The sequence below is a fragment of the Aureibaculum algae genome (genome assembly GCF_006065315.1).
Taxonomy (GTDB): Bacteria; Bacteroidota; Bacteroidia; order Flavobacteriales; family Flavobacteriaceae; genus Aureibaculum; species Aureibaculum algae.
Window position 1 is genome coordinate 426,278 of sequence record NZ_CP040749.1, and the last position, 14,737, is coordinate 441,014.

Annotated in this window: 10 protein-coding genes and 1 tRNA gene; 3 read left to right on the forward strand and 8 right to left on the reverse strand. The window is 31.8% G+C overall.

The window, feature by feature from the left end:
* Positions 1–60 precede the first annotated feature (60 nt).
* Both FF125_RS01595 and FF125_RS01600 read right to left on the reverse strand, forming a co-directional pair.
* A complete protein-coding gene (locus tag FF125_RS01595; RefSeq protein WP_138948143.1) occupies positions 61–1,077 on the reverse strand; it encodes a N(4)-(beta-N-acetylglucosaminyl)-L-asparaginase in 1,017 nt (338 codons plus the stop codon).
* A gap of 73 nt (positions 1,078–1,150) precedes the next feature.
* Complete coding sequence (locus FF125_RS01600) at positions 1,151–2,488, reverse strand: sugar MFS transporter (protein WP_138948144.1); 1,338 nt, start codon at positions 2,486–2,488, stop codon at positions 1,151–1,153.
* A 147-nt stretch (positions 2,489–2,635) separates the two neighbouring features.
* Between FF125_RS01600 and FF125_RS01605 the strand changes: the two genes are divergently transcribed.
* Together FF125_RS01605 and FF125_RS01610 are read left to right on the forward strand one after the other, a co-directional pair.
* Positions 2,636–3,358, forward strand: coding sequence for a copper homeostasis protein CutC (locus tag FF125_RS01605; protein ID WP_138948145.1), 723 nt, complete (start codon positions 2,636–2,638; stop codon positions 3,356–3,358).
* A gap of 321 nt (positions 3,359–3,679) precedes the next feature.
* Positions 3,680–3,976, forward strand: a complete 297-nt coding sequence (locus FF125_RS01610) for a thioredoxin family protein (protein WP_117882117.1) — start codon at positions 3,680–3,682, stop codon at positions 3,974–3,976.
* Between the two features lie 86 nt (positions 3,977–4,062).
* Here FF125_RS01610 and FF125_RS01615 read toward each other — a convergent pair whose 3' ends face one another.
* On the reverse strand, positions 4,063–4,707 hold the full coding sequence (locus FF125_RS01615; protein ID WP_138948146.1) for a polysaccharide deacetylase family protein: 645 nt from the start codon (positions 4,705–4,707) through the stop codon (positions 4,063–4,065).
* A gap of 147 nt (positions 4,708–4,854) precedes the next feature.
* Positions 4,855–7,938 (reverse strand): DUF2723 domain-containing protein, encoded by a 3,084-nt coding sequence (locus FF125_RS01620; RefSeq protein WP_138948147.1) that lies wholly within the window; start codon positions 7,936–7,938, stop codon positions 4,855–4,857.
* A 250-nt stretch (positions 7,939–8,188) separates the two neighbouring features.
* On the opposite strand from FF125_RS01620, the gene FF125_RS01625 reads away from it, so the two are divergent.
* Positions 8,189–8,260: transfer RNA gene (locus tag FF125_RS01625), tRNA-Gln, on the forward strand.
* Between the two features lie 74 nt (positions 8,261–8,334).
* Here FF125_RS01625 and FF125_RS01630 read toward each other — a convergent pair.
* The 4 genes from FF125_RS01630 to FF125_RS01645 are packed head-to-tail and all read right to left on the reverse strand — an operon-like array spanning position 8,335 to position 14,650.
* Positions 8,335–9,636: an HlyD family secretion protein gene (locus tag FF125_RS01630; RefSeq protein ID WP_138948148.1), complete on the reverse strand. Its 1,302-nt coding sequence runs from the start codon at positions 9,634–9,636 to the stop codon at positions 8,335–8,337.
* Positions 9,636–11,849: a peptidase domain-containing ABC transporter gene (locus FF125_RS01635; RefSeq protein WP_138948149.1), complete on the reverse strand. Its 2,214-nt coding sequence runs from the start codon at positions 11,847–11,849 to the stop codon at positions 9,636–9,638. Before FF125_RS01635 ends, FF125_RS01630 begins: the two co-directional genes overlap by 1 nt.
* Positions 11,850–11,855: 6 nt before the next feature.
* Positions 11,856–13,031 (reverse strand): DUF6625 family protein, encoded by a 1,176-nt coding sequence (locus FF125_RS01640; RefSeq protein ID WP_138948150.1) that lies wholly within the window; start codon positions 13,029–13,031, stop codon positions 11,856–11,858.
* 41 nt (positions 13,032–13,072) lie between these two features.
* Positions 13,073–14,650, reverse strand: coding sequence for a TlpA family protein disulfide reductase (locus tag FF125_RS01645; RefSeq protein ID WP_138948151.1), 1,578 nt, complete (start codon positions 14,648–14,650; stop codon positions 13,073–13,075).
* Positions 14,651–14,737 lie beyond the last annotated feature (87 nt).

Here is a 14,737-nt window from a genome sequence, read left to right on the forward strand (position 1 = left end):
AAAACCTCACATGTCTTAATGAACTGTGAGGTCTAATTTATTGTATGTATTTGGTTTAAATTATTTTTCTTCTTTAATAAAATAATCAGATTGGGTATTTGTGTTTTTACCATCCTGAAATTTGCTCATACTAAAGTTTTTATGGATAGAATAGGAGCCTGTTTCTCCTTTTTTGTTAACGGCAATATAACCTACTTGAAAGTTTTTATAATTGCTATTTGGTTTGGATACAATTCTTTTTATGGCTTCTTCGCAAGCTTCTTGTGGAGATTTACCTTGTCGCATTAATTCTACAACCAAAAAACTACCTACGGTTTTCATAACTTCTTCACCCAATCCCGTGGCAACGGCAGCACCAATTTCATTGTCAACAAATAATCCAGCCCCAATAATGGGTGAATCACCAACACGTCCCGCCATTTTATAAGCCAATCCGCTTGTGGTACATGCTCCACAAATGTCTCCATTCTTATCAACGGCCAGCATACCAATGGTATCGTGATTTTCAATATTAATAATTGGTTTATATTCTGATTTTACTTTCCACGCTTCCCATGCTTTTTTAGACGATTCAGTTAATAAATCTTCTTTTTTAAATCCACTTTCATAAGCAAATTGTTCCGCTCCTTTGCCAGCTAGCATCACATGAGGCGTATCTTCCATCACTTTTCTAGCAACTGAAATAGCATGTGTAATGTTTTGTAAATAGACAACTGATCCGCAATCACCTTTAGAGTTCATTATACAAGAATCTAAGGTAACATTACCATCTCTATCTGGTGAAGCTCCATTACCCACGGTAGTGTTATTTAAATCAGCTTCTTCAACTTTACATCCTTGTTCAACGGCGTCAAGAGCCGATTTTCCTTCTTGAAATGTTTCCCAAGCTTTGGTTGTGGCATTAGGAAAATTCCAAGTTGCAATTACCAAAGGTAAAGATGCTTTTACAGAGGTGGCTATTACTTTTTCATTTTCATTTTTTTCAGGTGCTTTGTCCGCACAGCTTGTCAACGAAGTACCTATGGCTAGTCCAACTCCACTTAAGGAAGCGTTTTTTATAAAATTTCTACGTTTCATATGTTTATTGATTGGTCATTATTTCGATTAAATCTTGCATTTCTAATTCCGTACTGCAATGCAGATAGGTTTTTTACAAACTATATTCTGTTACATTTTTATGTTTGCTGCGTGTATTTTTTAATCCATAAAATAAAATATATCCATAGCAACAAATAACAAATATTAATGCCGTTTTAAAACCAACATTATCAGTAAGTAATCCAAATAAAGGTGGAATAATAGCACCACCTACAATAGCTGTACAAAGTAAACCAGAAGCTTTTGGTTTTAATGGACCTAGACCGTCGATGGCTAAAGTAAATATCGTTGGGAACATTATAGAGTTAAATAATCCTACAGCTATAATTGTCCACATAGAAACTAGCCCTGTTGTACTCATTGAAATAACAATTAAAGTAACCGCAAGCGTTGCAAAAACACCCAATACTTTTCCTGGTTTCATTACAGTAGTTAAATATGATCCTACAAAACGGCCTACCATTGCACCTGTCCAATAGAACAATACAAAAATACCTAACAGTGCCTTGTCATCTGCACCATCCAATGATTTTTGGAAAAGGTTAGCAATAAAGTTTGCAGTATTCATCATTACCGAACTATCTCTTACCAATGGTACGAGGTTCATGTCTAAAAAATAATTGATTAAATAGCTACCAATTGCAACTTCTGCACCCACATAAAAGAAAATACCTAAAACACCCAACATTAAATTCTTTTGTTTAAAGGCTTGAGCATAGGTGCCTGTAGACTCTTCACTTATCAGTTTAGGTAGTTTTGCGAAAAAGAAAACAACGGCAATTAATCCTATGAAAATTGCCAAGCCTATAAATGGAGTTTGTACTGCCGAAGCTTCTGCAGTTAAATACGTTTCTTTTGCAGCACCAACTAATGAGCTAATTTCTTCTGGTGTTTTTATTTTGTCACTTAAGATGTATAATGCACCAATAATAGGAGCAATAGCTGTACCAACGGAGTTAAAGGCTTGTGATAAATTTAATCGACTTGAAGCACCATCTTCACTACCCAAGGCAGCTACATAAGGATTTGCTGCTACTTGTAACACCGTCATTCCACCTGCCAAAATAAAATAGGCCAACATAAAAATACTAAATTCACGATAGGATGCCGCAGGATAAAATAATAAACACCCAACAGCCATAGTTATTAATCCTAATATAATTCCGCGTTTATATCCAATTTTAGAAAGTATAAAACTGGCAGGAATAGACAATAAAAAGTAGGCTCCAAAAAATGCAAATTGCACCATACCTGCTTGGAAATAAGAAAGTGTAAACAATTCACGTAAGCGAGGAATTAAAGAATCAACTAATACGGTTATAAATCCCCAAAGGAAAAATAATACGGTTAATAATATAAAGGAACTGCGATATGACTTTTCTTGATTCATTAGTTGTATTTTTGAGTTGAATATTATTACTATTTAGTAGTGATTTTTATTAAAAAAAGCAAGATACTAAAAACAGTGATAACTTTGTTAGATTTTAGATTAACAACAGTAGATTAATGCTAAAAGGAAAAGGTAAAATAGTAAACCATGAAAATAGAGATTTGTGCAAATAGTTACCAATCTGCAGTAAATGCTGAAGCTTCTGGGGCTGATCGAATCGAATTGTGTTCGGAATTGGCAATTGGTGGTATTACTCCATCTTTTGGATTGATAAAAAAGATAAAACAAGATTTAAGGATTCCTGTGCATGTTTTAATTCGTCCAAGAAGTGGTGATTTTACATATTCTAATGCTGATTTTGAAGTTATGAAGCAAGATGTTATGTTCTGTAAAAACCTTGGATGTGAAGGTGTAGTTTCAGGTGTTTTAAATGCAGATAATACAATTGATTTAGAAAGAACAAAAGAGCTGATTGAGTTGGCAATGCCTATGTCTTTTACTTTTCATAGAGCCTTTGATTGGGTGGTTAATCCACTTAAGAGTTTGGATGAGTTGAAGGAAATTGGAGTTAAAAGAATTTTAACTTCAGGACAAGAAAATCAAGCTGTAAAAGGAATTGAATTATTGAAAAAACTTAAGGATAGGGCGGGTGTATTTATTGAAATTATGCCTGGTGGTGGTGTGAACATAGATACTATTTTGGTATTTAAAAAGGCTGGTTTTAAACAAGTCCATTTTTCTGCAACATCATTATATAGTACCCAAAAGAAAGTTAATGTTACTATGAATAGCGACCGTTTTTTTGATGAAACATTAGTGGCAATTTCTGACTCAGAGAAAATTATCAATATGATTAATTTGGTTAAATAAATGCTAAAAAAGATATTTATCGATGGCTTTGATTTAGTTTTGTTACCTATGCAAATGTGGTTAAGTTTTCTATGATTTACTGATTATCGATTTATATACACTTTAATCATTTATTTCGAAGTCTAAGATGTGGTCATTTAAATCATTTTATTAAACAAATTTCGCCTTCGTTATATCGTATTTAGTTTGTCAATAATCAGTGGTTATCGTAGAAATAGTTGTTATTACCTTAAAAGGTTAAAAAATAATCTAAAAATGTTATATTTGTATAACTAACCTATTAACTCGTAGTTGATTGTTTAATATTTAATACTATATTTTATGGCAAAATTTGGTGAGTTAATCAGTTCAAGTATTCCTACTTTAATTGATTTTTACGCGGATTGGAATGAAAATAACAATACTTTCCATAAAGTGTTAAGAGATGTTGCTGCAGCTTTAGGAGATAAAGCCAAGGTCATAAAGATAGATATTGATAAAAACGAAATCTTAGCAAACGCATTACGTATAAAAGGTAACCCAACATTTATCATTTACAAGAATGGTGAAATGAAATGGCGTCAATCTGGAGAACAAGATGCAAATACCTTAATAAGTCTGGTAGAGCAATACGTTTAATAGTGCCAAAGTATATTAATTTTTAGACCTTGTTATGCTACTAAAGAGTAGGAGGAGTCTCAAAATTATTTATGATAAATGGCTAATTAGCTTATCCTTTTAAATACGAATCCTTTCTCACTAAAATATTCCAATACTTTCGGAAGTACTATTTGTAGCCTTTCAAAAGCTTTTACGCTATCATGAAACACAATAATGTCGCCTTGCTCTGTGTTTTTAATTACATTGTTTAAGCATTGATTAGGAGTAGTAGACGTATCGAAATCCCAACTTAAAATAGACCACATTACTATGTTGTACCCTTTCTCTAAGAGAAGTTTTGTTTGAGATCTTTTTATTTTACCGTAAGGAGGACGAAAAAGTTTGGAGTTATTCGATTTAAGGTTTAGCTCCTCAATAGTTCTATCTGTTTTTAGAGCCGAATTTAAATAGTCTTCATTCTTGGTTTTCCAACCTTTCTCATGGCTGAAGGTATGGTTGCCAACTGAATGTCCTGCGTTGATGATGTTCTCAAATATGGTTGGATTCTTTTGAATGTTATTGCCAATACAGAAAAATGTGGCTTTTGCATCAAATTGTTCTAACATATTTAAAACCCAATCTGTTATTTCAGGAGTGGGGCCATCATCAAAAGTGAGGAAAATTTCTTTCCTAGAATTAGAAAAACCCCATATTTGTTTTGGGTATACTGACCTAATCCATTTTGGAATTTTTATAAAATAAGAGTTCATTTCAGTTAGAAAACGGATTAACGACTAGTATCTTTGTTTTGAAACAAATGGCAATCCGAGGAACGAGGAATCTCATTATTATTCGTGTGAAATTTAATAAGATTCTTCGCTCACTCTGAAAGACAATATCTTGATAAACGATTACAATTACTCAATTACACCTTCTAAAGAGCGTATTGAAGCGATATATCTTTTTTTAAGTTCTTCAGCAAATTCCTTGTCATTCTCATCAACAGTAGCAACGATGTTGTTATACATCATTAATGTACCTTCAATATCATCATAATGTTGTGAGACACCATAATTGTCTAACCCACTATAAAATTCAATTCTATCTTGAAAAATATCAACTAAGGTATTGGCAACATTTTTTGCTTTTTCTTTATTTCCAATTTGGTAATAAGCATCTGGGTAACCTAATACAAGTCCAAAATGACCATATCGTTTTATGGGCATTTTTTCAATAGAAAGGTCTAATATTTCTTCTGCTTTTTCTCTATTACCTTCTTTAATAAAGGCTTCTGCCAATCGTATTAAACTATTTCTAAAGGTAATGCCATTTTTACGTGTTTCTACATCTACGTAAATGTCACCATTGCTGTTTCTCCAATCCCATTTTTTTACATTATTGTACATGGTTTCAGTGTCTATTCTACCTAGATCCAACACACTTTTTGGACGTCCGTTCGAACTTTTACTTGGTGTTAATATTGGAACAAATTTATAAGCCAATCCATCTAATTGAAGATAATCTTTAAGCCAAATATATTCGTCATCAGCATTGGCACCACCGGTGAAATAAATAGGTCTAGTCCAATCGTTATGAGCCAAAATATCTAACATTAGAATACGATGTTTCTGTAAACCTAGCTTGTCAACTTCAATATCTATATAAGGTGCTATTTTATCTGCATCTTTTTGGGGTACAATATTGTTTCTAAGTACTGCTGCTTTGTCAATTGGAATCCTGATTTTATTAGTGGGATAGTATTTTTCAGGTATACCATCTTCATCTAAATCTAAATAGGTTCTAGAATCTTTACTAGCTATCCAATTCATAAAAGCCTTAATATCCATAACGGTATCTTTAAATGCAGGATTAGCAATGTGATATGCTACATCTAAAGAGCCTGTTTTATAATCGTCATGAACTAATTGTCCAGGAATAGGATCAGCCAAATACGTTTTTCTTTTTTGTTGATCGATATACCAATCGGTTGCAAATAAACTGGTATTGACTAATTTAATGTCTGTTCTGTAATTTTCAACTTCTTGCATATACCAGAGAGGGAACGTATCATTATCACCAATGGTAAACATAATGGCATTTTCTTGAGCTGAATCTAAATAAGCTTTTGCATTATTTCTTGTAGCATATCTGCCTGAACGGTCGTGGTCGTCCCAGTTTTGCGATGCCATTAAAGTAGGAACAGCTAATAAGCAAATAACGGATGTGGCAATTGCGAGTGTTTTCGGATTTATTTTGTCTTTAAGTTGCTGGTAAATGGCGAGTACGCCAAAACCTATCCACATAGCGAATACATAAAAAGAGCCCACCACGGCATAATCACGTTCACGCGGTTCAAAAGGCTTTGGGTTGGTGTAAAATATAATTGCCAATCCTGTAAATGCAAAAAACAAAAAGAGGACATAGAAATTCTTTTTATCGTATTTAATATGAAATAGGAGTCCGATTAAACCTAAAATTAGTGGAAAAAAGTAATAGGTGTTTCTACCTTTGTTTTCTTTAACCTCTGCTGGTAAATTATGCTGAGAACCCAGTCGCATTTCGTCAATAAAAGTAACGCCACTTAGCCAATTTCCATGATTGTCTAGATTTCCTTGAATATCATCTTGCCTACCAGCAAAGTTCCACATAAAATACCTGCCGTACATATAGCCAAATTGAAAGTCAATCATAAAACCTAAATTCTCACCAAAAGTAGGTCTTCGTTTACTGTTGGCGGGTATGCCTGCAATCGCTTTGTAATTAGCAACAACTCCAGGATTTGGGTCAACCATACGTGGTATAAAACCCTTGTTTTTATCTGTATAATTTGGTCGGGCATCTTTATAGCGGTTTACAATAACATATTTACCCGCTTTTTCGTCCTTTTCATATTTTGGTTTATCATCACGATAAGGATCATTCGGATCTTGTTGACGTGTTTCAGAATAATAAGAATCGTAAAAAATACTGGCATCACCATATTGTTCACGGTTATAATAGGCTAGTAATTCTCTAGCACTTGATGGATTGTTTTCGTTAATAGTTGTGTTTGCGTTGGCACGAATTGGTAGCATTACCCATGAAGAAAAACCAATCATAATAAAGAGTAAACATAAAATGATGAGGTTAGCGTGTATCAAATTTTTCTTTCGCGTATGACGAATTGCAAAATAAAATACGGCAATTACAATGAGTCCAGCAATTATACTTCCTGAATTAAAAGGCATTCCCATACTGTTTACAAAAAACAGTTCTGAGGCACTAAAAAATGCGAGCGTGTAAGGGAATAAAAATTTAAAAACAAAAGCCAGTACCAAAATGGAAACTATATTGGCAATGATGAATTTTTTAGAGGTAATATTTTCATACCTTTTATAAAAATAAATAAATACTATAGAAGGAATTACCAATAATGAAAGTATGTGCACGCCAAATGATAAACCTACTACAAATGCAATAATAAGCAGCCATTTGTGACCTCTAGGTTTATCCATTTCAGCTTCCCATCGTAAACCTAACCAAAATAATAGAGCCATTAAAAATGAAGACATGGCATAAACTTCTGCTTCAACTGCACTAAACCAAAAACTATCAGAAAACGTATATGCTAATGCCCCGACCAGTCCACTACCTAAAATAGCAATGGCGTTACTTTGGTTAATCGTATCATTATTTTTTAAAATAATTTTTTTAGCTAAAATAGTGATGGTCCAGAATAAAAAGAGAATCGTAAAAGCACTAGACAACGCGGACATAAAGTTAGACATCATCGCTATGTTCTCAGGATCTGTAGTAAACATTGCAAAAAATGCACCGAGCATTTGAAATAAGGGTGCTCCAGGGGGGTGTCCAACTTCTAATTTAACAGCGGTAGAGATATATTCACCAACATCCCAATAACTAACTGTTGGTTCTAAAGTAAGTGTGTAGGTTAATAATGCTATTGCAAATGTTACCCAGCCTAAAATATTATTCCACTTTTTAAAATTGAAAGACATCATCTATGATTAGTTATTTGTGGGCGAATTTACTAAATTATTATTGATATTCTTTTGAGATGGACTGATGTTAAGAAAGAATTGATATTAAAAATATGTTAAAAAGGCATGTTTGTTTTAGTATTTGAATCTAGACGTTATACATCGTATAAGGAAGTAAAGAATTTTTGATGCAAAATTTCTTAAAAAAAACTTGTCAATTTAAAAGTTTGGTTTAAATTTGCACCTGCTTTTAAAGAAGCAAATAGAATTTTGTCCCATGGTGTAATTGGTAACACACCGGTTTTTGGTACCGACATTCAAGGTTCGAGTCCTTGTGGGACAACAGAAAACTCTCTTAATCTTTTGATTTTGAGGGTTTTATTTTTTACGAGGGGGATGAATAGGGGTGTGTTATTTTTAATTATAAGTAAACAACTCTCTAAATTTATAGAAAATTCTAGCCGCAACACTTAAATCTTCAGTAATAATCTCTGCATTGCCCAATAGTTCTTGATTGAAAATAAATGTCTTATTGTATGAAGTTTTGGTGCCATTAGGCAAAGAAATATAAACCACATAATTGCCTTCATCATCTGGAGAAATTGAAAAATTAGTTACTTTTCCAATTAACATTCCGTATTGTTGGTAAGGATAATTGTCCAGTTTTATAAATACCTTTTGTCCAATAACCACTTTACCCGCATTTTGGGACGGTATAACCAACTTTCCAACTAGACTGGAAGTATTTGTAGGGAGAATTGAAAAAGCAATGTCACCGGCGTTTACAAATTGATTTTCACCCCAAAAGTTTTGAAAACTGATAACACCATTTATAGACGATTTTAGTACATATTTATATTCCCAATCTCGGATAGCTTCTTTTAAGGTATTATAATTTTGAGTCAAGTTTTTTAGAAAGTTCGTTTTATCTTCTTGTTCATTAATTCTGGTTGTTTTTAAATTACTACTGGCCGATGAAATTGCTTCTCGCATTTGAGAAATAGAAATTGCCATTGCACTTGTGTTTTTTTGCAGTTGGAGGAATGACAATTGATGTGTTTCAAATTCTAACCTTGAAATCACACCTTTTTCAAAAAGTTGTTTTTGTCGTTCAAAATCAGTCTTTTTTAATTCAACTTCTTGCTCCAATAATTCTTTTTGATTAATTTGACTTTGTAAACGGACTCTAATTTCGGCAAGTGAAACTCTATTGCCTCGTAGTTGATTATTGTACGGATCAAGGTCATTTAATAAAGTGAAGTCTGTATAGCTTTTTTCAAAATTGATGAGTGCAATACTTATTTCACCTAACATCAACCGCGATGTTTTGTCAAAGGGGAAATTGAAACTTTTAGGGTTGAATTGTAAAGTGTCTATAATATGTTTTAAAACATAAACATCTTTATAATTTGCAGTATTTCTGATAATTGCCAATTTTTCATTGGCTTTTACGGTATCTCTATTTTTTATGAATAATTTTTCTAGTTGTCCCGAATATCTGGCAACTACTCTCTCAGTGGGTTGTTCCGTAGTAACCAATATTTTTGCAGTAACAAAATCGGGATATTTAATGATAAATGCCAATGTTAAAATGATAAGTGTAAACATAAAAATTAAGCTTATGCCCCAACGTACAATCCAGGCAGGTGGATTCGTTAGAATCTCCTGAACTTCTTCAGAGCGTAACTCCAAATTGTCTATTTTCTTTTTATCTGGCATTATTTATCTGAACTTAACTTTTCCAATTCTAATTGATTTTTTACCAAGTTATAATAGGCTCCTTTTTTAGAGAGCAATTCTTGATGATTGCCAGATTCTTTAATCTTGCCTTCATCCATTACCACAATTTGGTCCGCATGTTTCACGGTGCTTAATCTATGGGCAATCACAATTACTGTTTTATCTTTAAAAAACGTATTCAAATTCTCCATTATAATGCGTTCATTCTTGGCGTCTAAAGCCGATGTAGCTTCGTCAAAAAACAGCAAATTGGGATTCTTATACACCGCCCTTGCAATAAACAAACGCTGTTTTTGGCCAGTGGAAACCCCAATACCTTCGTTTCCTATTTTAGTATTGAACCCTAAAGGCAATGATTGTATAAAATCATAAATATTGGCAGTTTTTACCGCTGTCAATAAACGTTCTTGGTCTATAGTATCTTCACCAACAGCAATATTATAGGCAATGGTATCATTAAAAACATATCCTTCTTGCATTACTACGCCACAATTGGCTCGCCATGCCTTATGTGAAATAGCACTTAAAAAATGATCTCCATAGGTAATGATTCCTTTGCTAGGTTCATAAAACTTAAGAAGTATTTTCATTAATGTGGTTTTACCACTGCCACTTGGCCCAACGATTGCGGTAATTTTATTGGCAGGGATGTTCATACTCAAATCCTTGATGACATTTTCGTCACTCCCTATATATCGAAACGAAATATCGTTGATAGCGATATGCTGATTAACTTTAATTTGGCTTACTAATTGTTTTTCCTTGCTTTCTTCATCTTCTTTATCGTGTATCTCACCCAGACGTTCTAAGCTGATTTTAGCATCTTGTGTGGCTTGTATGAACCCAACCAATTGTGTTATTGGACCATTTAGCTGACCAATGATGTATTGAATGGAAAGCATCATCCCTAAGGTAATAGAACCTTCTATGACCAAAATAGCCGAAGTAAAGGTTATAAAGATATTTTTTACCTCATTTATAAAAGAAGAACCTACGCTTTGGGTTTGCTCCAAAGCTAAGCTTTGCATGGAAACTTTAAACAAACGTGCTTGTACAAATTCCCAACCCCAACGTTTTTGTTTTTCGGCATTGTTCATTTTAATTTCTTGCATCCCGTTTACCAGTTCAATTACGGTACTTTGTTCTTGACTAAGTTGTGAAAAACGTTTATGGTCCAATTCTTTTCTTCTTTTTAAAAAAAATAAAATCCAAATAACATAAATAATACTACCAACAGCAAAAATTAAAAAAATAGAGAGATTATAATAAATAAGTACCCCTCCAAAGACCACTAAGTTCATCATTGAAAACAAAGTACTTAAGGTTGAACCCGTCAACAATTTTTCTATTCGATTGTGGTCATTGATACGCTGCATAATATCTCCAGTCATTCTGGTATCAAAATAGGCAATGGGTAGGTTCATTAATTTGATAAAAAAGTCTGAAACCAAAGAAATATTTATGCGTGTACTTAAATGCAACAAGATCCAACTTCTAAAAATATCCACACTAGTTCGCCCAACAAATAGCATTAATTGTGCGATAAGAATTACATAAATAAAATTAATGTCTTGGTTTTGTATACCTACATCAACAATACTTTGAGTCAAAAAAGGAAAAATAAGTTGTAATAAACTACCTACCAACAAACCTATTAGTAATTGTACCAAAAGGTTTTTATACTTAAATAAATATTGGAACAAGAATTTAAATGACTTTTTGTCGGTTTTATCCCAATCTAACTCTCTAAATTTTGGTGTAATTTCAAGCAGGAGAGCAATGCCTTCTTTGGTGTCTTCTTTGGCATTATTACCAATCCAATGTGCTAAAAATTCATCTTTTGTATAAGAAATTAATCCATAACCTGGGTCAGAAATATAAATAATTTCTTTTTTAATTTTGTAAACCACCACATAGTGATTTTTGTTCCAATGCACAATTAGTGGCAATGGTGCTTCTATTAGTTTTTTAAAATCTATTTTAACACCTATTGATTTAAAGCCAATACCTTCAGCCGCATCACTTAGCTTTAATAAATTGCTACCTTCTCTGGTGGTTTCAGAAAGCTCTCTAATTTCTTGTAAAGTAATTAGTTTACTATAATGTTTGGCAATGATACGCAAACAAGTAGGTCCACAATCTTTGGAATCGGGTTGTTTGTAGAATGGAAATTTTTTCCTTTTTGATGACATAAAAACTTATTTTATCAAACGAACATTTCCATTTATGTGTATCGCATCGAATTGATTATTATCCTTTAATTTATATCTCAAATTTGGTATAAACGGAGTAAAGAAACTGTCTTTAAATAAAATAGACTTGAAGATTTTTGGTTGCTTATTTTGACCTATAGAATTATGAGTTTCAAATTCAGAATTATAAACTACTTTTACTTTGCTCTGTATGAGGGCTTGCTTTCTTAAATCCATTATTTTTAGTTTGAACTGTCGTGAAAGAAAAAAATCTATTTTAAATAATGATTTTTTTAAGTTTGGTACTATTTTATTATAAATAGTATTTTTAAATAATCCATTAAATGAACTTAAATTGGCTTTCCTTACTAAAAATTTGTCAATGTAGAATTTATCAGGAACACGTTTCCATGCTTTTTTCCTAGTATATTTATTTCCCTTAAAGAGGATAAGATGATGTAATAAAATTTCAAATTCATGTTTAAAAGACAGAAAGCCTTTATCCCATTTTAGTTGACCTGGCATACCCTCTATAACTAAAAAATCAAAATGAGCTTTTAAATTATTCATTTGTTCCTCTTTCTTTATTACATAATGCATACTCTCAACCTCACATTCTATGTCAAAAATATCCCCACCATACTGCAGAAATTCATGCTTAAAGTTGCATTCATCGAAACAATAATGAATATCCGAAGTCAACACTTTTTTGTAGTCTTTACTTTTCTTGAAAAGATTATTGATTTCATTATTATTTTTAAATAACATAAACGATCCAGTAGGATAATCGTTTCGTACAGAGATTACTTCGTAATTATTTAACAACTCCTCGGTAATAAATTCACGTATTCTTCCGAAGATAATATCTATATCCGTCATTCCCCAAAATTCATATTCGTTAACAAATTCTGAAAAAATTATACCATAAGCAGGTTTAAAATCACATAATTTATATGCTTTCTCAACATTTACCTCAAATTTGAGTTTTTCAGTTGCCAATGCATTAAAATTTCGCAATGTAAATGGAACAATTTCTACATTTTTAGGCAAGTTATATTCTGTTATATCATCTGAAAAAATAATAAAATCCACACTAGCGTTATAACTGCAAGATTTTAAAAATAAATTAAAATACCATGGGAATTTACCGAAGTAACAATTAATTAGTAAGATGTTTTTCATGTAACAATAATTATCGATCTTTAAATTCAAAACTTTTTAATCTATTCTTTTGAATTAATATTATCAATTATCTTTTTTAAAGCAATGCTATCGGAGGGTCTAGGTGAATCTTCGGCGACCATAAGATTTTGTTTATCAAAAATAACATATCTAGGAATTGTTTTAACTTTTAAATAATAATTCAGTTCGCTTGCTTTAAAGTTTGGTATCAAGTACTGATTGGTTAATAAACCATATTCGGCTAATTTTTTAGATTTTTTTTTCCAAGCAGATACATCATTATCAATCGAAAAATAAACCCATTCTACATCGTTGCTAAGTTTCATTTTGTTGCGTATTATTTTTGTTTTAACAATTTCGTCAATACATGGAATACACCAACTTGCCCAGAAATCGATAATTTTAATTTTATGGTTAGATTTTTTAAAAACATCTTTTAAACTTATGGTATCACCTCGTATATTAATTAATTTGGTTTGCAAAAGGTCATCACTTAAAACAGTATTAATATTTTCTATACTGGAAATTAGGTTATCTATTTTTTCTTTATAGGATTTTTCTTTACTGAACTTTACATAATATTCTTCTATGGTGTCTTCAAGTAACTTCTTAGATTGATTGGTAATACCAAAACCATTTTTATAATAATCTATCAATAGTCTTGCAATCGCAAAAGTTTCAATGTCACTTATAAAATTTTCCTGAATAAACTTTTTTTCTTCTAAAAATTTTGATTGAGAATAATTAGTATACTCGGAATTTAAAAAATATTGCCTTAAAAAGGAAATCAGATTGTTTTTCCCATATGGACTATTCAATTGTTCTGATTTATTGAAGTCTTGTAATTCAATGTGGTCGAAATATTCTTGTAAATTGAAAAGCCCGTCTTTTTCGATGCTGTAATCCTTAGCAATTGTGGTTACAAGATTTTCTAAATTATTGAAATAAAACAATCCATCTTGAAAAGGAATGCTTCTTGGTCCCATTAAATTCCATAAATATTCCTGTTGTAATTCACCTCCAACTATTGTTTCAAAATCATCAGACACATTATTTTCGGCAACATAAGTCTTTAGAAATTGTTGTCGTTTTAAAAAATTCGCTTTACATCTTTTTTTATATTCAAATATATCACCTTTATATCCGATTTTGGCCCAATCAGTATCAGTAGAATCAAGTTGATTATAAAAATTATAGTTGGCGGCATTTTTACCAATAAACTCTATGGTGCTATTTTTAATTTTAAACAATACACTATCACCAGGACTTACTAAAATTTTTGTCCTATAACTATTATAATTTCCAATTCCAGAATATCTTAAAATATGAGATTTATAGATTGAATCGATTGCAAAGGTTAAAGTGTCGTTCTCAATAGATTTTGAATAAAAATCACCTGTGTTAGGCATTATATTGAAATCTGTAATTGCCGTATGTTCCAAGACCCTAGAATCATCGGAGACTACTTTAATTATTGTACTTTTAACTGATTTAAGTTTAACATTTTTTACAACTAATACTTTATCAGTTTGTCTTGATTTTTTGGAGTTCTCACACGCAAGGGTTAAACCAATAATAACATATGTGAATACTAATATATATGATTTTGTTATTTTCATTTAATGAGGTTGCTCTGTTAATTCGATAATTAATATTACCTTGTAAAGGGCTTCAATTTTGAAACCTTTAAAATTTCTAATCTCAAA

Coding starts and splice junctions, on each gene's coding strand:
- FF125_RS01595 (WP_138948143.1), bottom strand. CDS start 1,077: ATGAAACGTAGAAATTTTATAAAAAACGCTTCCTTAAGTGGAGTTGGA.
- FF125_RS01600 (WP_138948144.1), bottom strand. CDS start 2,488: ATGAATCAAGAAAAGTCATATCGCAGTTCCTTTATATTATTAACCGTA.
- FF125_RS01605 (WP_138948145.1), top strand. CDS start 2,636: ATGAAAATAGAGATTTGTGCAAATAGTTACCAATCTGCAGTAAATGCT.
- FF125_RS01610 (WP_117882117.1), top strand. CDS start 3,680: ATGGCAAAATTTGGTGAGTTAATCAGTTCAAGTATTCCTACTTTAATT.
- FF125_RS01615 (WP_138948146.1), bottom strand. CDS start 4,707: ATGAACTCTTATTTTATAAAAATTCCAAAATGGATTAGGTCAGTATAC.
- FF125_RS01620 (WP_138948147.1), bottom strand. CDS start 7,938: ATGATGTCTTTCAATTTTAAAAAGTGGAATAATATTTTAGGCTGGGTA.
- FF125_RS01630 (WP_138948148.1), bottom strand. CDS start 9,636: ATGCCAGATAAAAAGAAAATAGACAATTTGGAGTTACGCTCTGAAGAA.
- FF125_RS01635 (WP_138948149.1), bottom strand. CDS start 11,849: ATGTCATCAAAAAGGAAAAAATTTCCATTCTACAAACAACCCGATTCC.
- FF125_RS01640 (WP_138948150.1), bottom strand. CDS start 13,031: ATGAAAAACATCTTACTAATTAATTGTTACTTCGGTAAATTCCCATGG.
- FF125_RS01645 (WP_138948151.1), bottom strand. CDS start 14,650: ATGAAAATAACAAAATCATATATATTAGTATTCACATATGTTATTATT.